Genomic DNA, 26,095 nt, shown 5'->3' with positions numbered 1-26,095 from the left:
CGGCCATATCACCACCATGAGCGAATTTGTTGCGGCCCTGCCGATGTATGACTGGCCCGAGGCGCGGGCCGAGGTCGATACCCAGTGGGCACGTGTCCGGGCTTCCCTGCGGCGTGCCGGCGTCGATGCCCCTGAAATGCTGGTGCGGCGCAACGCCGATCTGTCCGCCGTTCCCGGTGGCATTCGCGACGCTTCGGGCAAGGTGATCGTTCCCGACCCCGCGACGCTGCCGCCGGACGAACTCGACTTTCATGCTCTCTGGCTGCATCCAGCACTGTTGTTCACGCAGACCTGCTGGGGGCCGATGGAACTCGGGCTGGAGCCTCATGTTCAGGTGGTTGGGCAACCGGACTATAACGGCATCGAGGGCGGGCTGGGCGGATATTACTCCAGTGCGATCGTCATGCGGCAGCCGGGGCAATACGTCGCGGCGCCAGGCGATGGCAGGGCCATGATCCCGCTGGACCTGATCCGTGGCAAGCGTTTTGCCTTCAACGGCCTGGATTCGATGTCAGGCATCATCGCCATGACACGCGACCTGCAGGCGAAGGGCGAAAACCTCGATATCTTCGCCGACCGTCTGGAAAGCGGCGGTCACCGAAATTCCATCATAGCGGTTGCGGAAGGCCACGCCGACGTTGCCACGATCGATTGCCAAAGCTGGGCCCTGGCGCAACGTTTCGAACCGAAGGCGAAGGATGTCGCCGTCGTCGGCTGGACGGCGCGCCGCAAGGGACTGCCCTTCATCACCGCACGAACCACGCCGCCGGCGCTGCTGGCGAAATTGCGCGAGGCCCTCGCGGGCGAAACCGAACTGGTTGCCGGCTGAACTGATGTCAGCCGGCTGTCAGGTCGTTACTTTGCCGGCACGCCTTTTTGCCAATCGGCCCATGCGCCGATGACGGTGTCGGCGAATTTGGAGCCGACGCGATAGGCATTGGCGGTTGCCGGGCCGAAGCCGCCGGAGTTGGCACTCAACGATTCAATCGCCGTCTTGCCTTCCGGCTCGCGATCGAAATTCGACGCGGTACGCAGAAGCGCGATGCGGTCGAACTGCAGCAGGCCGGCATCGGCACCGCGCTGAAGGGCAGTCAGGGAGGCGTTGTCCTCCATCTGGGTGGTGCAGTAGTTGCCGGCGCCGTCGGTCAGCAACGATACCCATTTGCCCATGCTCTCTGCCGTCTTCGAGCCGTGCCAGTAGGTATCGGTCGAGAGCGTGTCGCAGATGCTGACGGCGGGTGCCGCGTTGCCCGGCGCGGCTTTGTAGGTGGCCCGATAGGCCTTGGCCTCATCGCTGTCGGCAAGTTCGACGCCGCTGGTCAGGGCCAGCGCCTTCTCCGCCAGCTTCTCGTTCAGCTTGTAAACCTCCGTGCCCGAACCCCATTTGGGCTTCTCGCCCGGCTTCTGGGCGCCGAGCCCGACAACGCCGTCGGGCCAGTCGGCGGGGATCTGGCGAGGGTCGATTTCATGGCGAAGTCCGGCATCGACGGCAAAGCGTGCCCAATGCGCCGAACCAAGCGTGCCGTCGCTCGGGTCGACGCCGGCAATGCCCGCGATCAGGATGTAGCTCTGCTTGAGGTCGAACAGGCCGCTGTAGATCACTGCCGAAACGGAGCTGGCGGCATTGGCGTAACCCATCGCCGTCGTCATCACGCAGAGCCCCGCCGCATCGCAAGCGACCTCCGGATATTCCTTCGACAGGCCTGGAACCTTGATCCTGGTGTCGAGCTTGCGTGCTTCCAGCCATGGTTTGGTTTCGCCGCCGAACATGGTCACGACGAGGACCTTCGGCGCGATCGGCTGTTCTGCATGGGCTGCGGTCGTAGCGAAAGCCGCAGCAAGCACTGCACTGGCGAGGCCGAGGCGATGGGAAAATGGCATGGCTTGATCCGAGGTTGGTGACGACGGCCCACTATCTGCGCCGGCGTGATCCGCAGCCATGCCGGCACGCGCGCTTTCCACACCAAAATGCAGGGCCAACACTCACTCGGCCAGCAGGCGTTCATCGAGGGGATAGACCGACAGTTTCTGGTGGCCTGTCTCGGTGATGAGGATCTGCTCCTCGAGCTTGACGCCCTCACGCCCGCCCAGGCGGCCAATATAGCTTTCCACACACAGGACCATGCCGGGCTCGATCACGCCATCGGGCGTATCTTCTGTCCAATCGGAAATGTGGGGCAGCGTCGGATATTCGTCGGCAAGGCCGACGCCATGATAAAGCACGCCGTAGCGCGTCGGGAAACAGTCCGGCGGTGGTACCGCCGAGCGCTCGACAAGGTCCCTGAACGAGATGCCCGGTCGCATCAGTTCAGTGTTTATGGCGATCTGGTCCGCGGCGATGCGGTAGAGATCGCGCTGCTCGTTGCCGGGACGGCCGTCGCCGCACAGCCAGGTGCGCGAAAGGTCGGCGCAGAATCCGTAAGGGCCGATGAGATCGGTGTCGAAAGCAACGAGGTCGCCAGCCTCGATGATGCGCGAAGAGCATTCCTGGAACCACGGGTTGGTGCGTGGACCCGAGGAGAGCAGGCGCGTCTCGATCCATTCGCCGCCGCGCGCGATGTTGCCGCGATGCAATTCTGCCCAGAGTTCGTTCTCGGAGATACCGGGTTGCACGGCTGATTGCATTTCGCTCATGGCTGCCTCGCAGGCAACGATGGCGCGGCGCATGGCCAGGATTTCGTCTGGCGATTTGATGAGACGGGCGTTTTCCATCACGGCTTCACCATTGCCGATGGTGATGCCGAGGCGCGCAAGTTCTTCAACCCCTTCGTGATCGAGATGATCGACGGCAATGCGATTGTTGCCGCCGCCATGCTCTCGTAGCAGATCGGCGATGCCGGCTGCCCAGCGGCGGACCTTCATCTCGGTCAGCTCACCGCCGTAGAGATACATCCAGGATACGGCCGGCCGCACCTCGTCGACGATGCCCGAGTGGTCGGACAGGTGTTCGCAGGAGAAATAGTCGAACAGGACGACCGGTCCTTCCGTCGCCACGAAACAATGGCGCGTCGGGTTGTGCGCGACCCAGAGCTGCATGTTGGTGCTGTCGGTGGCGTAGCGGATGTTGACCGGATCATAGAGCAGGGCGCCGGCATAGCCGCGACGCTTCAGTTCGGCCCGGATGCGCTCGAGGCGATACGTTCGCATCGCCGGCAGATCGGGGGCGGGTATGCCGGCGGATGCCCATTCCCGCTCGGCAGTGTCGCCGTAGCCCAGGACATGCTGGTTGAGCGACGCCGCCTTCTCGCGCGAAGCTGCGCGGAGCTCTTCAATGGAGCCGGGCGGCAGAGCGCTGCCCGGCTCGAAAGGCATGATCTTGCGATGGCGGCCGAAATTCCCTGAAGTGCGGCCAGCCGTCGACATCGATCACCCCCGCATCTTTTCGCCGCTTGGATCGAAGGGCGGTTCGATGTTGATGCGCGCAGGGCGGCGGTGTCCGAGGATCTCGATCTCGAACATGCCGGTGCTTTCGTTTTCGGCTAGCGCTGCCGGGACATAGCCTTGCGCCATCGACTTCTGCACATAGTGCGCGTAGCCGCCCGACGTGATCCAGCCGACGACGCGCCATTCGCCATCGACGATGCCACGCACGCCTGAAGCGCCTTGCGCTGCCGTTGAGCCGCGCACTTCCTTGCCTGTCTCGTCGAAGCGCGGCGCGCCGTAACCGTGCGGCTTCTCGACCGTGCCGTAGTCGGTGGCAACCCTGGCCCAGATCGGTTCGTCGCCCATCACGTCGGCATCGGCTGCCTCCACCAGGAAGGAGACGCGCCGCAGTTTCGAGCCCTTGCCATTGGCCAGTTCAGCCTGTTCGCCCGCTGCGGCCTCGCGACCGATGAAGTCGTTCTTCTCCATCTTGATGAAGCGGTCCATCGAACCCTCGAACGGGCCGTAGATGGGCCTGAGCTCGCGGAACCATGTCGGGAAATTCTTCTCGAGACGCATGGCAAGCAGTGCGCGCATGCCGAAATCGACGATGCCGAACTCCGCGCCGGCTTCCTTGATGGCGGCATAGACAAGCCGCTGATAGGCCGGCTGCATCCAGATTTCGTAGCCGAGATCGCCGGTATAGGTGATGCGGTTGACCAGGCATGGCGCACCGCCGACGGCCATCTCGCGGAAATCCATGAACCGGAAGGCCTTGGACGAAACGTCGATATCGGTCAGCTTCTGCAGCAGTTGCTGGCTCTTCGGCCCGGCGATGGAGAGACCGACAAGGGTCTGGTCGAAACGGTGGATGCGAACCGAGCCATCCTTGGGCAGGTGCTTCTCGAACCAGCGCATGTGATATTTCTGCGCTGCGGACGAGCCCCAGATCATGAATGTGTCATCGCCTGTCTTGGCGATGGTGAAGTCGCCGATCAGCTTGCCGAATTCGTTCAGCATCGGTGTCAGCACGATGCGGCCCTTCTTGGGCATGCGGTTGGTCATCAAGCGATTCAGGAAATCTTCCGAACCCGTTCCGCTGACTTCATATTTCGCGAAGTTGGCGATCTCGGTAACGCCGACGCGCTCGCGCACGGCGCGCACTTCATTGCCGATGTGTTCGAAGTCGTTGGAGCGATGGAAGGAGACGACATCCTTAGGCTCCGTGCCCTTCGGCGCGAACCACAACGGCGTTTCCAGGCCCCAGCTGTCGCCCATGACGGCGTTGTTGGCCACCATGGTGTCGTAGAGCGGCGTGGTCTGCGCCGGACGAGCCGCGGGCAGCTCCTCGTTCGGGAAACGGATGGAGAAGCGGCGCGAATAGTTTTCACGCACCTTGGCGTTGGTGTAGCGCAGGCTTGCCCACTCGCCGAAGCGAGCAACATCCATGCCCCAGACGTCGAAACCCGGATCGCCGTTCACCATCCAGTTGGACAGGGCGAGGCCGACGCCGCCGCCCTGGCTGAAGCCGGCCATGACCGCGCAGGCGCACCAGAAGTTGGTCAGGCCCTGTACCGGGCCGACCAGCGGGTTGCCATCGGGCGCGAAGGTGAAGGGGCCGTTGATGATCTGCTTGATGCCGGCATTGGCGATGCCCGGGAAATGCTTGAAGCCGATCTCCAGGGACGGTGCGATGCGGTCGATGTCAGGCTGCAGCAATTCGTGGCCGAAGTCCCAGGGCGTATTGACCGGCGACCATGGCTTGCAGGCCTTTTCATACGTGCCGAGCAGGATGCCGTTACGCTCCTGGCGGGTGTAGATTTCGCCCTTGAAGTCGAGCACGCCGACCATTTCGCGGCCTGTCGACTTGTTGAAATCCTCAACCTCCTTCATCGGCTCGGTGAGCAGGTACATGTGCTCCATGGCCAGCAGAGGCAGTTCGACGCCAACCATGCGGCCGACCTCGCGTGCCCACAGGCCGCCGCAGTTGACGACATGCTCGGCCTTTACCGTGCCCTGCTCGGTAACGACGTTCCAGGTGCCGTCGACCTCCTGGGTCAATTCGATGACGCGGTTGCGCAGCACGATTTCTGCGCCCAGTTTCTTGGCGGCCTTGGCATAGGCGTGCGTGGTGCCGGACGGGTCGAGATGGCCCTCGACGGGATCCCACATGGCGCCGACGAAATTCGTCTCATCCATCAGCGGGAACATCGCCTTGGCTTCCGATGGCGTGATCAGCTCGGTGTCCATGCCGAGATAGCGCCCCTTGGCATGCGCGAGCCGTAGGAAGTCCATGCGCTCCGGCGTGTCGGCCATCATGATGCCGCCGGTCAGGTGCAGCGAGCAGGACTGGCCGGAAAGCTCTTCCAGCTCCTTGTAGAGCTGCACGGTATAGGCCTGCAGCTTGGCGACATTGGGATCGCCGTTCAGCGTGTGGAAACCGCCGGCGGCATGCCAGGACGAGCCGGAGGTGAGTTCCGAGCGCTCGATCAGCATGACGTCGGTCCAGCCGGCTCGTGCCAGATGGTAGAGGACCGAACAGCCGACGACACCACCGCCGATCACAACCGCTTTAACGTGGGATTTCATGGAGTTATTTCTCGATATGGATGGTTTGATTCAGGTTGCGGGCAGCTTGACCCGCTGATTAAGAGTCAGCTGCTCGCCCGCTCAGAAATCCGTCGGTGCGCCGCCCTCGGCGATGCGCTGGTCGACAAAGGCGTTGAGCTCCTCGCGGACGGCCGGATCCATGTAAGGCTCCTCGTAGCTCGCCAGGCGCTCCTTCCAGACGCGGTTGGCCTTCTCCATGGCGGTGGGCGAGCCTGCCTCAGCCCAGGTCTCGAAATTGCGCCAGTCGGACAGGATCGGGGAATAGAAGGCGGTCTTGTAGCGCGTCTGGGTGTGCGGGGTGCCGAAGAAATGCCCGCCGGGGCCGACGTCGCGGATGGCGTCGACGGCAAGCGCATCTTCCGACAGGTCGAGCGGTGTGAGGAATTCCGCCACCATCTGCAGGAGGTCGATGTCGAGGATCATCTTTTCGTAGGAGCAGCGCAGGCCGCCTTCCAGCCAGCCGGCGCCATGCATCATGAAATTGCCGCCGCCCTGAATGACGCCCCACAGCGAAAACACGCTTTCATAGGCAGCCTGTGCATCCACCGTGTTGGCGGCACAGGTGTTGGAGGTGCGGTAGGGCAGGTTGTAGCGGCGTGCCAGCTGACCGCCGACCAGCTGCGCCTTCATGTATTCCGGCGTGCCGAAGGCCGGTGCGCCCGACTTCATGTCGACATTCGAGGTGAAGCCGCCGTAGCCGACGGGTGCCCCCTTGCGAACCATCTGCGTGAAGGCGATGCCGGCGAGTGCCTCGGCATTCTGCAGCACCAGGGCGCCGGCGATGGTGACCGGCGCCATCGCGCCCGACAGCGTGAAGGGCGTTACGAAGACGATCTGGCCCATGGACGACATCTGGATGATGCCTTCCATCATCGGCACATCGAGCTTGAGCGGCGAGTTCGTGTTGATGATGGTGTAGAGCGACGGCTCCTCCATCAGCTGCTCGCGCGAGACGCCGCGTGCGATGCGGGCAATCTCGATGCCGTCGACATTGCGTTCCTTGCCGAGGGAATAGGCGTGGAAGGCCTTGTCGGTCAGGATGGCGAGGTCGCGGATGCATTCGAGATGGCGGACCGACGGGTGGACGTCGATCGGCTCGACCGGGTAGCCCCCCGTGATCTGCAGTATGTTGTGCATCTGCGCGAGCTTGAGGAAATTGCGATAGTCACGCTGGTTGCCAGGCCGGCGTCCGCCATCAAGATCGGAGCAGTTTGGCGCCGACGCCATCTGCGCGAAGATCGTGTTGTTGCCGCCGAAGCGCAGATTGTGCGCCGGGTTGCGGGCATGAATGGTGAATTCGCTGGGCGCGTGGGAGATCAGCTCGAGGATCATGTCCGCATCGAAACGGACGCGGAACTCGCCTTCGCGCACATCGGCGCCATGCGCTTTCATGATGCGGCGGGCCTCGTCGTGCAGCACATCGACGCCGATTTCCTTGAGCACGCGCAGCGAAGACAGATGGATCGATTCCAGTTCGTCGTCGGAGATCAGCCTGGTGGGCGTGAAGGGGATCTTGATCTGCCGGAAGGCGGGCTGATCGAAAGCGGCGGCGCCGGCGGCACGCTTGCCGGCGCGTCCGCCACGACGGGCGCGATCGGTGGCCAGGGCCGGTTCGGCGGGTTGCAGCGCGGCGGTCATGATAATCCTCATGCGATATTGTCGGCGCATAATGGACTGCCGGTCGACCCGCCATTGCGGAGGCGGCGACCACTAGAGCAAGCAAAGCGACATGTGGCCTGTCGTGTCAGCAGCGTTCGCCAGGTCGTCGAAAATCGGCGCGGGCCAATGTGAACCGCGTTACAGTCACGCCATGAGAGCGGTCTAGAGTGCCCGCGCGCCGGGGGCTTCCATGCAGATTGCTTGGCCTCGCCCAAGCTTCATGAGCCTGGCTTTTCGGTGCCAGTCTGGGAGGATGTCATGGCCGATGTGGTGAGGGTGCGGGCAGCGACCAACAACGAGGTCGCTTTCATCGCCTGGGATGTCGACGGCATGATTCCGGGCTGTCTCGGCTTTGAGATCGTGCGGCTCTATCCCGCCACAGGAGAGGAACGTTGCCTGGCTTCCTGGGTGCCTTTCAAAGGACAACGCAACAAGGAGTGGATTCCGCAGGACACCGGCGTGTGGCCGGTGCAGAAGACCTTCTGGCGTGACCTGACGGTGCGGCGGCGGCGCGACAGCCTGACCATGCGGCCCGATGGGGAAATGATCGCCTACCGCGTGCGTCCCGTGGGTGCCATGAAGGCCTGGCTGGAGCCGGTGCCGGTCAGGCCGCCCGAGGTCGATGGAAAGCGTACTTACACCGGCACGCAGCGGCCGCTCGGCTATCTGGGGCAGGGCGCCGTCAGCCCGACCATCTTCCTCGGCTCGATGTTCGGCAAGGCGCGCGTGGCTTTCACCAATGGCGTGCTCTCAACGCAGTGGATGTCGCGTGCACTGGCCGAGGCCGGCATCAAGGTCGGCCAGCGCGACAAGATCCGGGAAGAGCTGCAGGATCGCAGCAGCAAGATTCGCGCCTATCTGCACGGCGACGTGCCCGATGTTCTGACCAGCCTGCTGGCGCGGGCAAAGGCCGAGGGCGGATCGGTGCGGCTGGCACTCTATGAACTTGGCGACGACGCGCTGCGCGACGCCATCATCGCCGCCAAGGACAATGTCGAGGTGATACTGTCCAATTCGGGCAAGGATACCCAGACCAAGAAATGGGACTTCGGCAACGCATCGTATCGCAAGGCGCTGCGCGATGCCGGCGTGCCGGTGACCGACCGGCTCTTCAACAACAACCATATCGGCCACAACAAGTTTGCGGTCTATCGCGACAAACACGGCGTGCCCCAAGCGGTGATGACCGGCTCGACCAACTGGACGACGACCGGCATTTGCGGCCAGTCCAACAATGCCTTCATCCGCGACGATCCCGGAATGGCCAGTATTTTCAACGACTATTGGGAGCGCATGAAGGTGGATGTGTTTCCGCCGCCGCAACGCGAGGACGCGGCCGGCCGCGCCATCCAGACGCAGGGCATCCCGTTTCGGAAAGACAACCATGTCGCCAATCCGCTGCATGGCCAAAGCAAGCCGATCGACGGCATGACGGTGTGGTTTTCGCCGAACGATCCAGAGCGCAACAAAAAGACATTGACGGTTCGGCCAGTCGATCTGGAGGATGTTTTTGCCCGCATCAGGGCAGCAAAGCGGGCGGTGCTGTTCCTTGTGTTCAACCCCTCGCGCCGCGGCGACAACTCGATTGTCGCCGAAGCCGTCGCCGCAGCCGCGGCAAACCGTGACCTGATCGTGCAGGGCGCGATCAGCGACCAGGCGGCGATGCCGAACTACGTGCCGTCGACGCGAGACCCGGTCACGGGCAAGTCGAACAAGGACGGCAAGTCCCCCTTCGTCTTTCCGGAGAAGGTATGGGAGAAGCCGAATGTCTCAATCGTGCGTGCCGCGAACCTGGCGGGTGCGTCGATCGCGACGGATTTCCAGGCCGAAGTGCTGACCATCGGCCATGCCATCGTGCACGACAAGATCGTCATCATCGACCCGATGGAAGACAATGCGACCGTCATCACCGGCAGCCATAACCTGGGTTACAAGGCCTCCTACGAGAATGACGAGAACCTTGTCATCGTCGAGGGCGACAAGACTTTCGCCGCCGCCTATGCCGTGCATTTTCTGGACGTGTTCGATCACTACAAGTTCCGCGCCTGGCGACGCACCCTTGGCAAAGGACCGTCCGCCGACGACGGCCTGCGCATCGACGACAGCTGGTTGAAACCGTACGCGCAAGGCAGGAAAGGGGCGCTGGCGCGATACTTCCCCTGAAGCAGGGGCGGGGTGGAGCAAGCGATCTTGTCCATACGGCCCTTTCCCGCAGCGCGATGAACGGCTAGCACGCGAAAACCGTTGACCTCGAAGATGGGCGCGGCTGGGAGGAATGATGGCCGCTGCGGAGCGCTGCGAGAACGATTCGACGACCAACTGGGCTGCGATCGCCGGTGTGATCGCGACCGTGTCGGTCTTCGCCATCGCGCAGGGCCTGACCTATCCGCTCCTGTCCTTCATCCTGCAACGGCAGGGCGTGTCGCCGGCCATGATCGGTCTCTCCGCTGCCATGACGCCGATCGGCTTCATCGTATCGTCGCCATTGATCCCGTCCCTGGCAAGACGCTTCGGGGCTGGGCGCACCGCGCTGACCTGCGCCGCGCTCTCGGCGCTGACGCTGGCGCTGGTCGGCCTGACCTACAACGTCTATGCGTGGTTCCCACTGCGCTTCATGATCGGTGTCGTCACCAATCCGCTTTATGTGTTGAGCGAAGTCTGGATGATCGCTCTGGCGCCGCCGGCAAGACGGGGGCGTATCATGGGCGTCTATTCGACGCTGATCTCGGCGGGTTTCGCCATGGGGCCGCTGTGCCTGCTGTTCGTCGGCACCGAAGGCTGGGCGCCATTCCTTGTCGGCATCGTCGCCTTCATCATCTGCGGCAGTTGTCTTGCCGTGGTGCTGCCCAAACTGCCCAGGGTCGACCAGAGCGGTCATCATGTCTCGGTCCTGGGCTTCATGCCGCTGGCGCTGCTGTTGCTGGTCGCAGTCGTCGTCGCAGCAGGATTCGAGCAATCTGTGCTGGCGCTTCTGCCGGTCTACGGCACGTATTTCGGCATTGCCGAGACGCGCATGTCGGCGCTGCTGACCGTCATGATCGCCGGCAACATCGCGATGCAGGTGCCGCTGGGGCTGCTGGCGGAACGCATTTCGGCGCAGGTCGTGCGGCTGGGCTGCGTTGTGGCCACGGCGGCCGGTTGCGCGCTGTTGCCGCTGGTGATCACCACGCCGCTGATATGGCCATTCCTGTTCGTGCTGGGAGCCTTGTCCTACGGTATCTACACCATGACCATCATCGAACTGGGGGAGCGTTTCACGGGTCAGACACTCATTGCCGGCAATGCAGCCTTTTCGCTGATGTGGGGCGTCGGCGGCATCGCCATGCCACCGCTCGCCGGCAGCACCATGAACCTGTTCGGCGCACCCGGTTTGCCGGTGACTTTGGGCGCGATCTGCCTTGTTCTCGTGGTTGCCAGCGTCGTGGGCCTGCGCGGTGGGTTGAACAGCCATCGCAGGGTCGGCTAGAGTGGTGCCCATGCGTGCTTTAGTGGCCCATCCTCGCAAGCTCGATATCGCCGTGACGCCTTCGCCGCGCACGCGCCACACCGAGCTTTTGCGGCTGTGTGCCCGCATCGGTTACTCACCGCCTTCCTGTCTTTGAGAATCCGTCTCCGGCGGCTGCCGGGTTGATTCAAAAAGAAAGGCTAATTCTATGACTTATCAGAATTTTTCGCTGAAGCAGCTTCAGCAGATCGATGCCGCGCATCACCTGCATCCGTTTACCGACCACAAGGAACTGCGCGATGCCGGCTCGCGCATCATCACCCATGCCAAGGGGCCGTTCATCTACGATTCCGAAGGCACGGAAATCCTCGACGGCATGGCTGGCTTGTGGTGCGTGAATGTCGGTTATGGTCGCGACGAACTGGCCGAAGCCGCATACGCCCAAATGAAGGAACTGCCCTACTACAACTCCTTCTTCAAGTGTTCGACACCGTCGCCGGTGCTGCTCTCCAAGCGGCTGGCCGAGATCGCTCCCAAGGGCGTGAGCCAGGTCTTCTACGGCTCGTCGGGTTCGGAAGCCAACGACACCGCGCTTCGGCTGGTGCGTCATTTCTGGACGCTGGAAGGCAAGCCGGAAAAGAACCGCATCATTTCGCGCAAGAATGCTTACCATGGTTCGACCGTGGCCGGCACTTCGCTCGGCGGCATGGAAGGCATGCACAGCCAGCTCGGCGGTGCCGTGCCCAACATCGTCCATGTGATGATGCCTTATGCCTACGAACTGGCGCTGCCCGGCGAGAGCGATCATGATTTCGGCCTGCGTGCCGCCAAGGCGGTCGAAGACGCGATCCTCGAGGCAGGGGCTGACAATGTCGCGGCCTTCATCGGCGAGCCGATCATGGGCGCTGGTGGCGTCAAGATCCCGCCGGCAAGCTATTGGCCGGAAGTCCAGCGCATCTGCCGCAAGCACGACGTTCTGCTGATGCTGGACGAGGTGATCACCGGTTATGGCCGCACCGGCGAGTGGTTTGCCGCCGACTATTACGGCATCCAGCCGGACACCATCACGACCGCCAAGGCACTGACCTCCGGCTATCAGCCGCTGTCGGCGCTGCTGGTCGGCGATCGTGTCGCCGCGACGCTGATCGAGAAGGGCGGCGAGTTCTACCACGGCTATACCTATTCCGGTCATCCGGTGGCTTGTGCGGTGGCGATCGCCAATCTGGACATCATCGCCAACGAGGGGCTGGTCGAGCGGGTCAAGAACGAGACAGGGCCTTACTTCGCCAAGGCCCTGCAGGAACGCATCGCCGGCCATGATCTGGTTGGCGAGGTCCGCTCGGTCGGTCTGATGGGCGGCATCGAGATCGTCAAGGACAAGGCGGCCAAGGAGCGGTACGCGCCAGCTGGAAGCGCAGCTGTCACGGTTCGCGACCATGCCATTGCCAACGGCCTGATGCTGCGCGCCACCGGTGATACGATGATCCTGTCGCCGCCGCTGATCTGGACCCGCGACACGATCGACATGTGCTGCGAACGTCTTGGCAAGGCGCTCGATCTCGCCAAGGAAGATTTGCGCAAGGCATAGTCGGACCTGACAGTTTGTCGCATGAAGCCGGCGGAACGATCCGCCGGCTTTTGCATTGGCCATGTCAGGCAGATCCTTTCAACCCGGATGATCTTCGTGAAAAGCAGTTCTCGGAAAAGGTCCCGTCAGCCGGCGGGTACCAAAGCGGTTGCCGATCTGATGCTCGCACCCGCGGTGGTGATGCTGCGTCTGCCGCTGATGGCTGCGGAGGCCGGAGGTATGGGCTGGAGCAACGAAAGCGCGCGTGCGGTTTCGGAAAAAGTGGCGGCTGTGGCCGAAGGTGTCGCCGCGGCGCAGCTGTCGCTTGTGGATTCGTTCAGTCGTTTCTGGCCCGAGATCATGACTGGGCAAGCGCCTTCGCTGCTCAACGGCGTTGCGCTGGAGCGGTCGGTGCATGCTGCTCTCAAGCCGGCAAGCCGACGTGTGAAGGCTAATTTCAAGCGGCTGGGCGGGTGATCCGCGGCGAAGCAGATTTCGATTTTCGCCAGATGTCGCGTTCGATCTGCTGTTGCGTTCTAACGGCAAAAACCGCGCCCTCGAGGGAACGCGGCTTTGCCAGATACGCATGGCGTTTCGCTACTAAAAACCTGCGAAACTAACGGCTCCGGTACGCGAGACCTGATCCGGAGCGCGGGGCAGAGTGTTTCGTCTGCCTTGAGCTTCGTTCTACAGGCACATCGTTACCGCGTGGTTAGCGAGAGCTTAAGCAAATCTAAATTTGCTCATTATTTGAAACGCACTTTAGGAAAATTGAATGGATCGAACGGCTTATCCGTTCGATCCGCGCAGGAAATTGATGATGCCGGAAAAGTCGGCGCCGCCGCCGCCCTGTGCGTTGAACAGTGCGTAAAGCTGCGCGGCCTCGGCGCCGAGCGGGGTCGCCGCACCTGCGGCTTGGGCCGCTTCCTGGCTGAGCTTCAGGTCTTTCAGCATCAGGGCCGCCGCAAATCCCGGTTTGTAGTCACGGTTCGCGGGAGAGGCGGGAACCGGGCCGGGCACAGGGCAGTAGGTGGTCAAGGACCAGCACTGCCCGGACGATGTCGACGCGACATCGAAAAGCGCCTGGTGCGAGAGGCCGAGTTTTTCGCCAAGCACGAAGGCCTCGGCGACGCCGATCATCGAGATGCCGAGGATCATGTTGTTGCAGATCTTGGCGGCCTGGCCTGCGCCGTCGTCGCCGCAATGGACGATACGGCCGGCCATCGCCTGCAGCACAGGCTCGGCGCGGGCGAAAGCTTCCTTCGAACCGCCAGCCATGAAAGTCAGCGTCCCCGCAGCCGCGCCGCCCGTGCCGCCCGAAACGGGCGCGTCGATGGAGAGAAGGCCGTTTTCGCGCGCGATCGTATGCGCCTTGCGCGCCGATTCGACATCGATGGTCGAGGAATCGATGAACAGGGCGCCTTTCGGCGCCCACGGCGCGATCTCGCTGTAGACGGACAGCACATGCTTGCCGGCCGGCAGCATGGTGATGACGACATCGGCTTCTTTGACCGCGCCCTGGCCATCCTCGGCAATCGTCAGTCCATGTTCCCTCGCCAGTGCGAGATTTTCCCGGATGAGGTCGAAGCCGATGACCCTGTGGCCGGCCTTGACGAGATTGGCGGCCATGGGATTGCCCATGTTGCCGAGGCCGATGAAGGCGATGGTCGTCATTGGGGAGGTCCTCCGGAATTGTGATCAGGCAGTCGGCAGTAGGCAATTGGCAGTCGTGGCGCAGAGGCAGTGCGAAGTGGATGGCAACATCCGTTTCGACGGCCGACTGCCGATTGCCTACTGCCTTCCAATCAGATGCCGCGCCACGATCACGCGCATGATCTCGTTTGTGCCTTCGAGGATCTGGTGGACGCGCAGGTCACGAACCAGCTTCTCGACGCCGTAGTCCTGCAGATAGCCGTAGCCGCCGAACAGCTGCAGCGCCTGGTTGGCGACCTCGAAACCGGTGTCGGTGACGAAGCGCTTGGCCATGGCCGACCATTTCGAGGCATCGTGCGCCTTGGCGTCCAGCTTGGAGGCAGCCGCATAGAGGAAGATACGAGCGGCCTGCAGTTCGGTCTCCATGTCGGCCAGCCGGAACTGCAGTGCCTGGAACTGGTTGATGGCGGAGCCGAAGGCCTTGCGTTCGCCGGTATAGGTCAATGCCTTGTCGAGTGCCGACTGTGCGCCGCCAAGCGAGCACGCGGCGATGTTCAACCGGCCACCATCGAGACCGGCCATGGCGATCTTGAAGCCCATGCCTTCGTCGGACAGCAGGTTTTCCGCTGGCACCTTGCAATCCTCGAAGATCACGGTGCGGGTCGACTGCATGTGCCAGCCCATCTTGTGTTCGTTGGCGCCGAAGGAAAGGCCCGGGGCGTCCTTGGGGACGACCAGCGTCGAGATGCCCTTGGGGCCATCTTCGCCGGTGCGCACCATGGCGACATAGACGTCGGAATCGCCTGCACCCGAAATGAACTGCTTGGTGCCGTTGACGACATAGTCGGAACCATTGCCGCCCGAACGGCTCGCCCTGGTCTTCAAGGCTGCGGCATCGGAACCCGAGCCGGGCTCGGTCAGGCAATAACTGGCCAGCCATTCCATCGACGTCAATTTCGGCAGGAAGCGCTGGCGCTGTTCGTCATTGCCGAAGCGGTCGATCATCGACGCCGCCATGTTGTGGATCGAGATGAAGGAGGAAAAGGCCGGGCACGCTCGCGACAGCGCTTCGAAGATCAGCACGGCGTCGAGCCGCCCGAGAGCCGAGCCGCCGACATCGTCGCGAACATAGATGCCGCCGAGGCCGAGCGGCCCGGTTTCGCGGATCACGTCGGCCGGAAAATGTTTGGCCCGATCCCATTCGAGTGCGTTCGGGGCGACCCGCTCGTCGGCAAAGGCTTCCGCCATGGTCTGAATGGCGCGCTGGTCTTCGTTGAGTTCAAACTGGCCGATGGCCGCCGTTGTGACGGTATCCATGGCATCCTCCCGGATATGTCGTTTTTGGCTATGCGTGGACTGCAATCTAGACCAATGATGCGCCCGCGCAACCCGACCTTAGGGATCAATCCAGCGAAGGAGCGAGGCAAAGCGGCTGTGCATGTATGCGAGAGCGGAGTGTGAGGTGACGACGAATTTTGCAGAACTGCTGGAGGCTTTCCATGCTTTCCTGCGGCTCGATGAGACCTCTCTTGCACGCGATGCGGCGGTTGCCATCGACTGGGCGATGGCTGTGCGTCCGCTTGAAGCAAAGACTGTACCCTGCATCCGCCATCTCGACCGTATCCGCGAGATTGCGCCGAGCGCGTCGCAGCCGCTCGTTCGCCTGCTCGCCGACAACCGGGAGGCATTGCGCTGGGGGCAGACCTATACACACGCGGATTTCGGCACGGATTTTCTCGACAATTACGGTTGGGTGGAAGTGTTCGGCACGCGTGGTCATTTCGCCAATGAAGCGGTGGCCGGCGGTTTCCTGATTCTCGGACCACAACTCGTCTATCCCGACCACCACCACCAGGCCGAGGAAATCTACATCCCGCTGACCGCTGGCGCCGCCTGGCGCAAAGGCGAGGGCGCTTTCGAGGGGCGCAGTGCCGGCGAGATGATCCATCACCCCTCCAACATCAACCATGCGATGAAAACCGGTGCCGAGCCGCTTCTTGCCCTCTATCTCTGGCGGGGCGGGCCGTTGGCCGCGAAGTCGACCATCACCGGTGGAGTGAGCTGATCATGGCGCGCGCGATCATGCTTCAGGGCACGGGCTCGGATGTCGGCAAGACGGTACTGGTCGCCGGGCTTTGCCGCGCAGCACGCAAGCGCGGACTGAAGGTTCGGCCCTTCAAACCGCAGAACATGTCGAACAATGCGGCTGTGGCCGAAATCCCTGGCGAAACCGGCGGCGGCGAAATCGGACGCGGGCAATGGCTGCAGGCCCTGGCCTGCGGTGTCGCGCCCACCGTGCACATGAACCCTGTGCTGTTGAAACCACAGACGGATATCGGCTCACAGGTGATCGTGCAGGGCAAGATGTTCGGCGAGGCCCGCGCAAGAGACTACCAGACCATGAAGGGTCGTCTGCTGGAGGCGGTGCTGGGCTCCTGGGAGAAAGTGAAGGAGGGCGCCGATCTTGTCATCGTCGAAGGGGCCGGTTCGCCCGCGGAAATCAATCTGAGGCCGCGTGACATCGCCAATATGGGCTTTGCCACACGCGCCAACGTGCCGGTGGTTCTGGTCGGTGATATCGATCGTGGCGGGGTGATCGCCTCGGTGGCGGGCACGCATCTGATCCTGCCGGAGGCAGACAGGCGGATGATCGCCGGCTACCTCATCAACAAGTTCCGCGGCGACGTCAGTTTGTTCGATGACGGCATCAAGGCCATTGCAGGCTTCACCGGCTGGCGCTGCTTCGGTGTGGTGCCCTGGCTGAAAGCGGCGTCACGGTTGCCATCGGAGGATTCGGTGGTGCTGGAGCGGCTGGCTTCGGGTGAAAAGCGTGCCCTCAAGGTTGCCGTGCCGATGCTGTCGCGCATCGCCAATTTCGATGACCTCGATCCTTTGAAGGCCGAACCGCAGGTGGAGGTGGTGTTCGTGCCGCCCGGAAAGCCGCTGCCGGCCGATGCCGGGCTGGTTGTCATTCCGGGTTCGAAGTCGACCATCGGCGATCTCCTGCATCTGCGCGAGCAAGGCTGGGACCGGGACCTCGCTGCCCATGTCAGGCGTGGCGGTCATGTCGTCGGTATCTGTGGTGGTTTCCAGATGCTTGGACGCATCGTCCGTGATCCGCAAGGTCTCGAGGGCAGCGTGCGGGAAACCGCCGGGCTGGGCCTCCTTGACGTCGAGACCGTGATGGAGCCGGAAAAGACCGTTCGCACCAGCAATGCGCGTTCAGCCGTCTTCGACTTGCCGTTGGAAGGCTACGAGATCCATCTCGGCCGCACCACGGGGCCGGATTGCCGGCGCCCGGCTACGATCATCAACAATGTTCCGGACGGGGCTGTCTCGGCGGACGGCAAGGTGTCCGGCACTTACCTGCACGGACTGTTCGGGGCGGATGCCTTCCGAGCGCGTTTCCTGGAAAGCCTCGGCATCACCAGCGGCGGCATCGACTACAGGGCGAATGTCGAGGCAGCGCTGGACGATATTGCTGCCGCATTGGAGATGCATCTCGACTGCGATGTGCTGTTTTCCCTGGCTCGCTAGAACGCTTCAAGTTGAAGGCGGCATGGCGGATTTCGCGCCGGGCAGCGAATTGCCCAGCGCGAAATCCGGGCGCGCCACGCCCTTTCGGGAAACCTTGCCGACGGGTCAGTTCGGCTTGTCGCCGGTCTTCGGCCAGTAGGTGCCGAGGGACCAGACATTGCCCTCCGGATCGCGGCAGATGAATTCCCGGCTGCCGTAACCACGATCGGTCAGGCCTTCGAGAATCTCGGCGCCTGCCGCCTCAGCGCGCGTGAAAGCCGCGTCGGCGTCATCGACGGCGATGTAGATGGAACGCCCGTTGGGGCCGGGCTCGCCGACGATCTCGCCGAAGCGGTCGCAGCGCGAGGAGCCCAGCATGATCATGGCCGAGCCGAGGGCAAGCTCGGCGTGCTGGATGACGTCGCCCTCGCCATAGCGGGCGTGCACGGTGAAACCGAAGGCCTTGTCGAGCCAATCGATCATCATCGGCGCATCGCGAAAGCGCATGACGGGGTAGAGGCGGGGCGGTTCGACGGACATTGCATGCTCCTGTCAGGTTGATCGATGCTCTATCCTGGCAGGGGCACGACGGGAGCGTCTTGAACAAATGTTACCTGGTTCGTTCAGGTCGCACGGTAGTACGGATCACGCCGACAGCGTGCTCGGGGTGGTGCCGGCAAAGTCCCGGAACTCGCGGGCAAGATGCGCCTGGTCGGCGTAACCGCATTCGGCGGCGATGCCGGCCCAGTTGCCGTCACCGCGGCGCGACAGGTCGAGCGCGCGGTTGAAGCGCGCCATACGTGCCAGTGTCTTGGGAGACATGCCGGTGGCGTCGCGGAAGCGATCGGCAAGGTGCTTGCGGCTCCAGTCAAGTTCGCTGGCAATCGCGCCTATACGGGTCTGGCCACCGCTTTCCAGCACCCGCTCCACCGCCCAGGCGACCTGCGGTCCCTGCGTCGGTGCGGCAGCCAGCCTGCGGCTGATGAAGGCTTCCACGAGGTCGAAGCGGCGGTCCCAGTCGGGTTCGTTGCCGAGGACTTCGCGCAAGGCATGACCTTCCGGCCCCAGGACCTCGTCCAAGGGAACCATGCGGTCGGCCAGTTCACTGAGCGGCATCCGAAAGAAGCGGCGTGCGCCGGCAAGCGTGAAATTGACCTGCATGCAGCAGCATTGGCCGAAGGAATCGATCAACACGGGACCAGCATAGAGGCCGGCAGCGAAACTGTCGTAGCGGTCGTCTTCGCCAGGTGTGCGACCGAGTGCGATTGCAAACGGAGCCTCGAAATTGATGATCAGCGGTATTGCCAGCGGGGCGTATTCGACCTGCCGGTAGTGGCCGCCGGCCGTTTCACGATAGCCGCAGATGTCGGTGACGAAGGATTGCAGCGCCAATGCCGAAGGTCGCCGCAGCACGATAAATCGTTGCGGCGACGCGTCTTCGTCCTTGATCCTGTTTTCGGCGGGCATCGCCATCTCCCAGAGCAATTCCGGAAACCTGTATAACGGTTTCCCGTCCGGAATTGCTTAGAAACAGAGAGTTCGAGCGTTTCCGCGAAGACCGGCAACGCTCTGATAGCGGAAGCATAACGATTGCCCGCGGAAACCGAAAGCAGTGCGCTCCTGTCAGGCGCCGCGCAGCAGGCAGGCCGCCGCCAGGATGACATAGGCAAGTGTCATGACCCAGAAGGCAGAGATCGCACCGAGGCTGAACACACCAAGCGCCATCAGAACAGCGATGACGGCGATAACGACGGTGATGATGAAAACGATCTGGGTGGGTGCGCTGAGATTCATGTCTGGACCCTCTCTCCACATGATTCGTGCAACGCAATTCTATCAGCGGTTGCGCCGAAGCGGAATGCGATCGAAATGCAACCGTATTCCGCCCCATCTCTTTGTTTTGACGCGATTCCGGACACAAAACCGCTGCGTACTTTTGCTGGAATTGCTCTAGATCCCAATCAGGACGCGCAGTGGATTGGTCGGGTCGATCAGCAGTTTCGCGGCGAGCGCAACGCAGGTCAGCACCAGCAACGGCTTGATCAGCTTCGAACCGACACGAACAGCCAGGCTGGCACCGAGCCTGGCGCCAATGAACTGGGCGATGCCCATCACGATGCCGACCTTCCAGACGATGACGCCCACGGTTGCGAAGACCGCGAAGGCACCAATGTTGGAGGCGAAGTTAAGCAGCTTGGTGTGAGCGGTGGCTTTCAGCACGCCGTAGCCGGCGAGCGCCACGAAAGCCATCATGAAGAAGGAACCGGCGCCTGGGCCGAACAACCCGTCGTAGAAGCCGATTGCCGGAACGACGGTGAGGCCGAGCAGAAAGGGAGTCAGCCGCTCGGTGCGATCGACATCGTTCATGTTCGGCTTCAGTGCAAAGTAGAGCGCTATGGCGATCAGGATCAGCGGCAGCGCAGCGCGCAGCACATCGCCCGGCACGACGGTTGCGGCCAATGCACCGAGCACGCTGCCAATCAGGGACATCAGCGCCGAGGGCCATTGCTTCAGCGGATCGACCTGACCCTTGGCTGCATAAGCTAGCGTTGCCGAGCCTGAGCCGAACAGTCCCTGCAGCTTGTTGGTGCCAAGCGCTTCGATCGGCGAAAACCCCGCCAGAAGCAGTGCCGGAATGGTGATCAGTCCGCCGCCGCCGGCGATGGAATCGATGATGCCGGCCACGAAAGCGGCAAGGCCGAGCATGGCGATGGTTTGGATGGTGAGGTCGATCATCGGCGGAAAGACGCCAGGGAAGAGGAACAATCAGGCAGACTGCGGCGTTCGATCATAGCAGGCCCGTTTGCGCAAGGGCCAAACCACGCCGGAGCGCCGCGCGGCCTTCTGGACGCGCAAAGGTCGCTCCAGCACTTTGATTTGGCGCATGACCGGTGGCGCATGCCACCCCGGGTAGCGCATGGCACCCTAGGTGGTGCAGGCCGTCCCCTTTCCGAAAATCGATTCCGATTTTCGGGGTCATGCGCTAGGAATGAACATCGATTCGGGAGGACCGCGATGGCGATTGCGCTGCTGGACAGGATTCGTTCGATCTTCGAAGGCGACCCTGGCGTGCGCAAGGTGGCGGACGATCCGGTTCTGTCCGCCGAGCTCTTGATGCTGTTTCGTATGATCCTAGCGGATGGATCGGTCTCGGAAAGCGAGATGGCGGTGTTCCGCCGCATCTGTTCCGATTCTTTCGGCATCCCGGAAGACAGCGTCGACGCCGTGATCGAATACCTCAACGAGTATGGGTACGAGACCAACGGCTCGCAGGCGATTGCCATGTTCCGCGACCTCGATGTCGAGCGCCGGCGCCTGCTGGCCCAGCACATGGCCGAAATCGCCAAAGCCGACCGGCACCTCGCCGACAACGAGGTGAAGCTCCTGCGGCGCACGCTCGAATTGCTCGACATCAGCCCGGTCGACGTCGTGAAGTCGTAGCGGCAAGGGATGAGGGCAGCAGCGTGAGCTTTGCTGAAAGCTATCTCGGGCGACTGCGGCAGCTGGTCGGGAACCGGCTGGTTCTGGTGCCAGGCGCACGCATCGTCGTCGAGCGCGAGGACGGCCACATCCTTCTGCACAAGCGCACCGACTTCAACGCCTGGGGATTGCCTGGTGGCAGTGCCGAAGAAGGCGAGAACATCGAAACCATCATCATTCGCGAAGTCGCAGAGGAAACCGGGCTGATCGTGCGGGATGTCAGGCCTTTCGCCTTCGGCAGCGATCCCCGATACGAAACCTTCGAGTTCCCGAACGGGGACCGCACCCAGTTCTTCGCCCTGATCTTCTATACGCGTTCGTTCACCGGCGAAGCCGCCGTCATGGATGACGAGAGCAGCGCCGTCGGTTGGTTCTCTCCCGATGCGCTGCCTGACACCTTGCCCAATATGGCGCGCAGCATCGAGGCTTACGTTCGCTTCAGGAAGACCGGCGAATTTCAGATGATCTAAGGCGCTGGATGTGGCGGCGACGGAGGTGCTGCCTTCTGCGAAGACGCTTCGGCAATAAGCGTCAGCACTTCCTGGCAGGAGCGGACGTCGCCGAAGCTGCGATAGATGTTGTAGAGCGTGGCGTTGTGATCTTCGTCCCGCCGTGCGGCATTGGCGTCTGCGACCATGATGACACGCAACCCAACGGCATAAGCGTCGCGTGCGGATGATTCGCAGCAGATGTTGGTCACGGTTCCGGTGATCAGGACTGTATCGATACCACGCGCCTGAAGGTGCGACAGCAGGACCGACGACCCTGGAAAGAAGGCGCTGTACTGGCGCTTTTCGACAACGAGATCGCTGTCGGTTACCTCGAATTCGTGCCAGGGCCGTTCCCGAATGGGACCGCTTCCGCCTGACGCGCGGTGCAACTGCACTATTCTGGTCCCGAAAAACTCCTCCTCGATACGCGCATTGGCGGGTTCTGCCGATGGCACGACCCAGGCCACGCAGCCACCAGCATCGCGCAATGTCTGCGCCAGCCGGGTTATGTTCGGGATGATGCCGCGACAATAACCGTTCTGCGTGACAAATGACGGCACCATATCGATGACAACCAGTGCCGTGCGGCCCGGCACAAGGCTTTGATAAGCGTGGCGTCGTCCGCGCCGTTCCTCCTGCCGAGCATACTCGCGCGCTTCTATCTGCCAGCAGTGCAGCTTGGCGTCCGAGGTCAATGTTCTAACCCTGTTCCTGCATCTTCCTGGCGATCGCCCGATGGAGGTCGGGTGCTGCGGCAACGAGCGCTTGCGCGGCTTCCGATTGCGGGTGATCGAGGATTTCCTTTGTCACGCCGCGCTCAACGATGCGCCCTTCATGCATGACCAGCACCTCGTCGGTGATCGCGCGCGCGACGGTGAGGTCGTGCGTTATGAAAAGATAGGCGATGCCCAGCCGGCCATTCAACTCGGCGAAAAGGTCGAGGATCTGGGCGCGGATCGATACGTCGAGGGCAGAGACGGGCTCGTCGGCAACGATCAGCCTGGGGCGGGTGATGATGGCGCGGGCAATCGACAGGCGTTGGCGCTGACCGCCTGAGAATTCGTGCGGATATTTGTCGAGATCGTCAGGCCCAAGACCCACCTCGTTCAGAGCATGCGCCACCATGTCCCGACGTTCCGCGGGCGTCGGCTTCTTCTCCAGCAGGTGCAGCGGCTCGGCGACAAGCTTCTCGACCTTCTGGCGTGGATCGAAGGAGCCATAAGGGTCCTGGAACACCACCTGCATGTCGCGCCGGGCCGGTTTCAATTCCGCTTCGTTGCGATGGGAGATCGTCTCGCCGCGGAAACGGATTGCGCCGGCGCTCGGATTGTCGAGCGCCAGGATCATGCGCGCCAGTGTGGATTTCCCGCAACCCGAGCGGCCGACCAGGGCGACCGATTGCGCCGGCGCGATGTTGAGCGACACATTGTCGACGGCTTGGACAGGAGCGCCGCGGCCAAAGAATGATGTGCGGCGGCCCGGATAGAGGCGCGAAACGTTCTCGACGGAGACGAGCGGCTTTGTCGACGCTGGGCTGGCCCCGGCGATATTTGATCCAGCGATGTTTCTTTCTGAAGCCCCCCCCTCTGTCGCCTTCGGCGACATCTCCCCCTTGGGGGGGATGCGATGGCGTTTCGGCACATGCATTGATGCCAGGGCCAGTTGCCGCGTGTAGGGGTGCACCTGCCGGGACAAGGTCTGCGCGGTCTCGCCGGCTTCCATCACCTCGCCATGGCGCATGATGGTGATGCGGTCCGACATTTCGGTGACGACGGCCAGGTCGTGCGAGATGAGCAGCAGGCCCATGTCGTTTTCGCGTACGAGATCGCGCAGCAGATCCAGGATCTGCGCCTGCAGCACGACATCGAGTGCTGTGGTCGGTTCATCGGCGATGAGAAGCTTCGGCTTCAGGGCGCAGGCAATGGCGATGACGACGCGCTGGCGCTGGCCGCCCGAGAGTTCATGCGGGTAGCGCGTGAGGGGAAATTTGGCTTCCGGCAGTCCGACCCGGTCGAGGATTTTTCGCGCCCGGTCTTCCGCCTCGGCACGGCCGGCTTTGGTGTGCCAGCGAATGCCCTCCGCGACCTGTTCGCCGATCGTCTTGACCGGGTTGAGTGCCGTCATTGGCTCCTGGAACACCATGCCAATATCATCGCCGCGCAGGGCGCACATCTGATCCTCGGTGGCGGCAAGGACGTCGATGCCGTCAAAGCGCACGCTGCCGGTCGCCTTGGCCGTGAAAGGCAGCAGTTGCATCACGGTCATCGCTGTCATCGATTTGCCAGAGCCGGATTCTCCAACCAGGCCGACGACTTCGCCAGGCGCGACCGCAAGGTCGACGCCCTTCAGGATCGGCCGGTTGCCGATGGCGAGCGTCAGGTTTTCGATCTCGAGCAAGCTCATCGGCGGCGCCGTGATTTCGGATCGAGGATATCGGCGACGCCGTCACCCAGCAGGTTCAGGGCGAGAACGGTGATGACGATAGCCATGCCTGGAAAGATCGCCATCCATGGCGCCTGGGCCATGCGGGTCTGTGCCTCGAACAGCATGCGGCCCCAGCTTGGCATCGGCGGCTGAGCGCCCAGACCGACATAGGACAGGCTGGCCTCCGCCAGGATGCCAAGTGCGAACTGGATGGTGCCCTGCACCAGAAGCAAGGTCGCGATGTTGGGCAGGATATGTTCCAGCGTGATCAGAGCCTTGCTTTTGCCAGCAGCGCGGGCGGCGAGAATGTATTCGCGCGGCCAGATGGCGAGCGCACCGGCGCGGGCGACGCGGGCAAAGACCGGGATGTTGAAGATACCGATCGCAATGATGGCGTTGATAGCGCCCGGACCGAAGATCGCGGTGATCATGATGGCCGACAAAAGCGCCGGGAAGGCGAAGACGAGATCGTTGAGCCGCATCAACGCTTCGTCGATGAGGCCGCCACGCGCCGCGGCCCAGCACCCCAGCGGCACGCCGAGACCAATGCCTATGCCGACCGCGACCAGGGCAACGGCGATGGAGTTGCGCGCACCGATCATGATCATCGACAGAACGTCACGGCCGAAATGATCGGTGCCGAACCAGTGTGCGGCCGATGGCGCCAGCAGCTTGTCCGAGATCACAAGCCTGGTGACATCGTAGGGCGTCCACAGGAAGGAGAGGGCGGCCATTCCCGCCACCAGCAAGGTGACGAGGAAGCCAGCGATGAAGGACTTGTGGCGCAGGGCCTTGGCGGCCAGCGAAGCCGGGGTTTCGCGTGGGATTTCCGTCTGCAGCGTCACGACCGTCCCCGCAGGCGCGGGTCGACGATAGCATAGGAGAAGTCGACCAGAAGATTGACGAGGATCACGGTCGCGACCAGCAGCATGACGACGCTTTCGACGACAATCAGGTCGCGCTGCGTGATGGCCTGGAAGATGAGCCGGCCGAGACCCGGCAAATAGAAGACGTTCTCGATGATGATGGTGCCGGCAAGCAGGAAGGCGAACTGCAGGCCAAGAATGGTCAGCACCGGGATCAGCGCATTGCGCAGCGCATGCCGCCAGAGCACCGCGCGATAAGGCATGCCCTTGGCGCGGGCGGTGCGGATGTAGTCTTCCGACAGCACCTCGATCAGCGCCTGGCGGGTGACGCGCGCGAGAATCGCCGCCTGCGGCAGTGCCAGGGCAATGGCGGGCAGGATCAACGCCTTCAATGCAGGCCATACGCCGGCGCTCCAGCCCGGAAAGCCACCAGCCGGCACCCATTTCAGCCATACTGCGAAAAGGTAAATCAGAAGCAGCGCGAACCAGAAATTGGGTATGGCCACTCCGATCTGCGAAACACCCATCGAGACGGTGTCACCGAAGCGGCCCTGGCGCGCCGCGGCATAGAGGCCTACCGGAATGGCAATCAGCGTCGACAGGGTGAGCGCGATCAGGGCCAGAGGCAAAGAAACGGCGACGCGTTCGCGCACCAGATCGATGACCGGCACCGAGTAGGTGTAGGAGCGGCCGAAATCGAGCACGACGAGATTGCCGATCCAATGGAAATAGCGCAGCAGCAAGGGGTCATTCAGCCCCATCTGCGTGCGCACCTGCTGGACCTGCTCGGCGCTGGCATTCATGCCGAGCATCAGGCGCGCCGGATCGCCAGGCAGGATCTCCAGCACCGCAAAGACGACGATGGAGGCCAGCACCAGCGTGGCGAAGGCGATGGCGATGCGCTTGAGAAGATAAGCGGTCATGCACGGCATACCCTTCCTTCTCCCCGTTTGTGGGGAGAAGGCGGCCTGGCCGACGGGAGGAGAGGCAACATTATGTTCTGCAATGTCTGGCGCCGTCC

23 protein-coding genes are annotated in these 26,095 nt (G+C 62.8%); 9 read left to right on the top strand and 14 right to left on the bottom strand.

Features of this window, described 5'->3' with window-relative positions; genetic code table 11:
- Positions 1–16: 16 nt before the first annotated feature.
- Complete coding sequence (locus AC3WTO_RS10300) at positions 17–829, top strand: phosphate/phosphite/phosphonate ABC transporter substrate-binding protein (protein WP_492460600.1); 813 nt, start codon at positions 17–19, stop codon at positions 827–829.
- A 26-nt stretch (positions 830–855) separates the two neighbouring features.
- On the opposite strand, the gene AC3WTO_RS10295 is transcribed toward AC3WTO_RS10300, so the two are convergent.
- The 4 genes from AC3WTO_RS10295 to AC3WTO_RS10280 all read right to left on the bottom strand — a co-directional run bounded on the left by AC3WTO_RS10295 (position 856) and on the right by AC3WTO_RS10280 (position 7,611).
- Positions 856–1,881, bottom strand: coding sequence for a purine-nucleoside phosphorylase (locus AC3WTO_RS10295; protein ID WP_492460599.1), 1,026 nt, complete (start codon positions 1,879–1,881; stop codon positions 856–858).
- A 102-nt stretch (positions 1,882–1,983) separates the two neighbouring features.
- A complete protein-coding gene (locus AC3WTO_RS10290) occupies positions 1,984–3,363 on the bottom strand; it encodes a M24 family metallopeptidase (RefSeq protein WP_492460598.1) in 1,380 nt (459 codons plus the stop codon).
- A 3-nt stretch (positions 3,364–3,366) separates the two neighbouring features.
- On the bottom strand, positions 3,367–5,952 hold the full coding sequence (locus tag AC3WTO_RS10285; protein ID WP_492460597.1) for a GcvT family protein: 2,586 nt from the start codon (positions 5,950–5,952) through the stop codon (positions 3,367–3,369).
- Between the two features lie 81 nt (positions 5,953–6,033).
- Complete coding sequence (locus AC3WTO_RS10280; RefSeq protein ID WP_492460596.1) at positions 6,034–7,611, bottom strand: trimethylamine methyltransferase family protein; 1,578 nt, start codon at positions 7,609–7,611, stop codon at positions 6,034–6,036.
- Positions 7,612–7,890: 279 nt separating this feature from the next.
- On the opposite strand from AC3WTO_RS10280, the gene AC3WTO_RS10275 reads away from it, so the two are divergent.
- From AC3WTO_RS10275 to AC3WTO_RS10260, 4 genes are all read left to right on the top strand, one after another.
- Positions 7,891–9,795: a phospholipase D-like domain-containing protein gene (locus AC3WTO_RS10275; protein ID WP_492460595.1), complete on the top strand. Its 1,905-nt coding sequence runs from the start codon at positions 7,891–7,893 to the stop codon at positions 9,793–9,795.
- A 112-nt stretch (positions 9,796–9,907) separates the two neighbouring features.
- Positions 9,908–11,098, top strand: a complete 1,191-nt coding sequence (locus AC3WTO_RS10270) for an MFS transporter (protein WP_492460594.1) — start codon at positions 9,908–9,910, stop codon at positions 11,096–11,098.
- 187 nt (positions 11,099–11,285) lie between these two features.
- Complete coding sequence (locus AC3WTO_RS10265; protein ID WP_492460593.1) at positions 11,286–12,665, top strand: aspartate aminotransferase family protein; 1,380 nt, start codon at positions 11,286–11,288, stop codon at positions 12,663–12,665.
- 87 nt (positions 12,666–12,752) lie between these two features.
- Positions 12,753–13,121, top strand: coding sequence for a hypothetical protein (locus AC3WTO_RS10260; protein WP_492460592.1), 369 nt, complete (start codon positions 12,753–12,755; stop codon positions 13,119–13,121).
- A gap of 312 nt (positions 13,122–13,433) precedes the next feature.
- Here the strand turns inward: AC3WTO_RS10260 and mmsB are convergent, their stop codons facing one another.
- Together mmsB and AC3WTO_RS10250 are read right to left on the bottom strand one after the other, a co-directional pair.
- Entirely contained in the window at positions 13,434–14,318 is an 885-nt protein-coding gene (gene mmsB / locus AC3WTO_RS10255; RefSeq protein WP_492460591.1) for a 3-hydroxyisobutyrate dehydrogenase, read from the bottom strand.
- Positions 14,319–14,435: 117 nt separating this feature from the next.
- A complete protein-coding gene (locus tag AC3WTO_RS10250) occupies positions 14,436–15,614 on the bottom strand; it encodes an isobutyryl-CoA dehydrogenase (RefSeq protein WP_492460590.1) in 1,179 nt (392 codons plus the stop codon).
- 145 nt (positions 15,615–15,759) lie between these two features.
- On the opposite strand from AC3WTO_RS10250, the gene AC3WTO_RS10245 reads away from it, so the two are divergent.
- Together AC3WTO_RS10245 and AC3WTO_RS10240 are read left to right on the top strand one after the other, a co-directional pair.
- Complete coding sequence (locus tag AC3WTO_RS10245; RefSeq protein ID WP_492460589.1) at positions 15,760–16,362, top strand: dimethylsulfonioproprionate lyase family protein; 603 nt, start codon at positions 15,760–15,762, stop codon at positions 16,360–16,362.
- Between the two features lie 2 nt (positions 16,363–16,364).
- Positions 16,365–17,834: a cobyric acid synthase gene (locus tag AC3WTO_RS10240; RefSeq protein WP_492460588.1), complete on the top strand. Its 1,470-nt coding sequence runs from the start codon at positions 16,365–16,367 to the stop codon at positions 17,832–17,834.
- A 105-nt stretch (positions 17,835–17,939) separates the two neighbouring features.
- On the opposite strand, the gene AC3WTO_RS10235 is transcribed toward AC3WTO_RS10240, so the two are convergent.
- From AC3WTO_RS10235 to AC3WTO_RS10220, 4 genes are all read right to left on the bottom strand, one after another.
- Positions 17,940–18,353 (bottom strand): VOC family protein, encoded by a 414-nt coding sequence (locus AC3WTO_RS10235; protein WP_492460587.1) that lies wholly within the window; start codon positions 18,351–18,353, stop codon positions 17,940–17,942.
- Between the two features lie 105 nt (positions 18,354–18,458).
- Positions 18,459–19,280, bottom strand: coding sequence for a helix-turn-helix domain-containing protein (locus AC3WTO_RS10230; RefSeq protein ID WP_492460586.1), 822 nt, complete (start codon positions 19,278–19,280; stop codon positions 18,459–18,461).
- 156 nt (positions 19,281–19,436) lie between these two features.
- Entirely contained in the window at positions 19,437–19,607 is a 171-nt protein-coding gene (locus tag AC3WTO_RS10225) for a hypothetical protein (protein WP_492460585.1), read from the bottom strand.
- A 156-nt stretch (positions 19,608–19,763) separates the two neighbouring features.
- Positions 19,764–20,549 carry a TSUP family transporter gene (locus AC3WTO_RS10220; RefSeq protein ID WP_492460584.1) on the bottom strand — a complete coding sequence of 262 codons (786 nt, stop codon included), beginning with the start codon at positions 20,547–20,549 and terminating at the stop codon, positions 19,764–19,766.
- Positions 20,550–20,828: 279 nt separating this feature from the next.
- Here AC3WTO_RS10220 and AC3WTO_RS10215 point away from each other — a divergent pair, with 279 nt between their 5' ends.
- Complete coding sequence (locus tag AC3WTO_RS10215) at positions 20,829–21,254, top strand: tellurite resistance TerB family protein (RefSeq protein ID WP_492460583.1); 426 nt, start codon at positions 20,829–20,831, stop codon at positions 21,252–21,254.
- A gap of 23 nt (positions 21,255–21,277) precedes the next feature.
- Entirely contained in the window at positions 21,278–21,763 is a 486-nt protein-coding gene (locus tag AC3WTO_RS10210) for an NUDIX domain-containing protein (RefSeq protein ID WP_492460582.1), read from the top strand.
- Here AC3WTO_RS10210 and AC3WTO_RS10205 read toward each other — a convergent pair.
- Genes AC3WTO_RS10205 through AC3WTO_RS10190 form a run of 4 tightly spaced genes read right to left on the bottom strand, consistent with a single transcriptional unit; the run spans position 21,760 to position 25,997 of the window.
- On the bottom strand, positions 21,760–22,479 hold the full coding sequence (locus tag AC3WTO_RS10205) for an isochorismatase family protein (RefSeq protein ID WP_492460581.1): 720 nt from the start codon (positions 22,477–22,479) through the stop codon (positions 21,760–21,762). The two genes, AC3WTO_RS10210 and AC3WTO_RS10205, sit on opposite strands and share 4 nt — an antisense overlap.
- 4 nt (positions 22,480–22,483) lie before the next feature.
- Entirely contained in the window at positions 22,484–24,187 is a 1,704-nt protein-coding gene (locus AC3WTO_RS10200) for an ABC transporter ATP-binding protein (RefSeq protein ID WP_492460580.1), read from the bottom strand.
- Positions 24,184–25,053 carry an ABC transporter permease gene (locus AC3WTO_RS10195; RefSeq protein WP_492460579.1) on the bottom strand — a complete coding sequence of 290 codons (870 nt, stop codon included), beginning with the start codon at positions 25,051–25,053 and terminating at the stop codon, positions 24,184–24,186. The genes AC3WTO_RS10200 and AC3WTO_RS10195 overlap by 4 nt, the downstream gene beginning before the upstream one ends.
- On the bottom strand, positions 25,050–25,997 hold the full coding sequence (locus tag AC3WTO_RS10190; protein ID WP_492460578.1) for an ABC transporter permease: 948 nt from the start codon (positions 25,995–25,997) through the stop codon (positions 25,050–25,052). Before AC3WTO_RS10190 ends, AC3WTO_RS10195 begins: the two co-directional genes overlap by 4 nt.
- Positions 25,998–26,095 lie beyond the last annotated feature (98 nt).

The organism is Mesorhizobium sp. EU05-FHT14A09 (assembly GCF_058790995.1).
Note: the sequence above shows the minus strand (reverse complement) of the source record. Positions and strands in the feature narration are given on the sequence as shown.

Bases quoted from the DNA above. Each gene is read 5' to 3' on its own strand.
- AC3WTO_RS10290 (WP_492460598.1), bottom strand. From the start codon at position 3,363: ATGTCGACGGCTGGCCGCACTTCAGGGAATTTCGGCCGCCATCGCAAG.
- AC3WTO_RS10295 (WP_492460599.1), bottom strand. From the start codon at position 1,881: ATGCCATTTTCCCATCGCCTCGGCCTCGCCAGTGCAGTGCTTGCTGCG.
- AC3WTO_RS10215 (WP_492460583.1), top strand. From the start codon at position 20,829: ATGGCGATTGCGCTGCTGGACAGGATTCGTTCGATCTTCGAAGGCGAC.
- AC3WTO_RS10190 (WP_492460578.1), bottom strand. From the start codon at position 25,997: ATGACCGCTTATCTTCTCAAGCGCATCGCCATCGCCTTCGCCACGCTG.
- AC3WTO_RS10235 (WP_492460587.1), bottom strand. From the start codon at position 18,353: ATGTCCGTCGAACCGCCCCGCCTCTACCCCGTCATGCGCTTTCGCGAT.
- AC3WTO_RS10270 (WP_492460594.1), top strand. From the start codon at position 9,908: ATGATGGCCGCTGCGGAGCGCTGCGAGAACGATTCGACGACCAACTGG.
- AC3WTO_RS10260 (WP_492460592.1), top strand. From the start codon at position 12,753: ATGATCTTCGTGAAAAGCAGTTCTCGGAAAAGGTCCCGTCAGCCGGCG.
- AC3WTO_RS10275 (WP_492460595.1), top strand. From the start codon at position 7,891: ATGGCCGATGTGGTGAGGGTGCGGGCAGCGACCAACAACGAGGTCGCT.
- AC3WTO_RS10250 (WP_492460590.1), bottom strand. From the start codon at position 15,614: ATGGATACCGTCACAACGGCGGCCATCGGCCAGTTTGAACTCAACGAA.
- AC3WTO_RS10280 (WP_492460596.1), bottom strand. From the start codon at position 7,611: ATGACCGCCGCGCTGCAACCCGCCGAACCGGCCCTGGCCACCGATCGC.
- AC3WTO_RS10300 (WP_492460600.1), top strand. From the start codon at position 17: ATGAGCGAATTTGTTGCGGCCCTGCCGATGTATGACTGGCCCGAGGCG.
- AC3WTO_RS10200 (WP_492460580.1), bottom strand. From the start codon at position 24,187: ATGAGCTTGCTCGAGATCGAAAACCTGACGCTCGCCATCGGCAACCGG.
- AC3WTO_RS10285 (WP_492460597.1), bottom strand. From the start codon at position 5,952: ATGAAATCCCACGTTAAAGCGGTTGTGATCGGCGGTGGTGTCGTCGGC.
- AC3WTO_RS10220 (WP_492460584.1), bottom strand. From the start codon at position 20,549: ATGATCGACCTCACCATCCAAACCATCGCCATGCTCGGCCTTGCCGCT.
- AC3WTO_RS10240 (WP_492460588.1), top strand. From the start codon at position 16,365: ATGGCGCGCGCGATCATGCTTCAGGGCACGGGCTCGGATGTCGGCAAG.
- AC3WTO_RS10225 (WP_492460585.1), bottom strand. From the start codon at position 19,607: ATGAATCTCAGCGCACCCACCCAGATCGTTTTCATCATCACCGTCGTT.
- AC3WTO_RS10230 (WP_492460586.1), bottom strand. From the start codon at position 19,280: ATGCCCGCCGAAAACAGGATCAAGGACGAAGACGCGTCGCCGCAACGA.
- mmsB (WP_492460591.1), bottom strand. From the start codon at position 14,318: ATGACGACCATCGCCTTCATCGGCCTCGGCAACATGGGCAATCCCATG.
- AC3WTO_RS10265 (WP_492460593.1), top strand. From the start codon at position 11,286: ATGACTTATCAGAATTTTTCGCTGAAGCAGCTTCAGCAGATCGATGCC.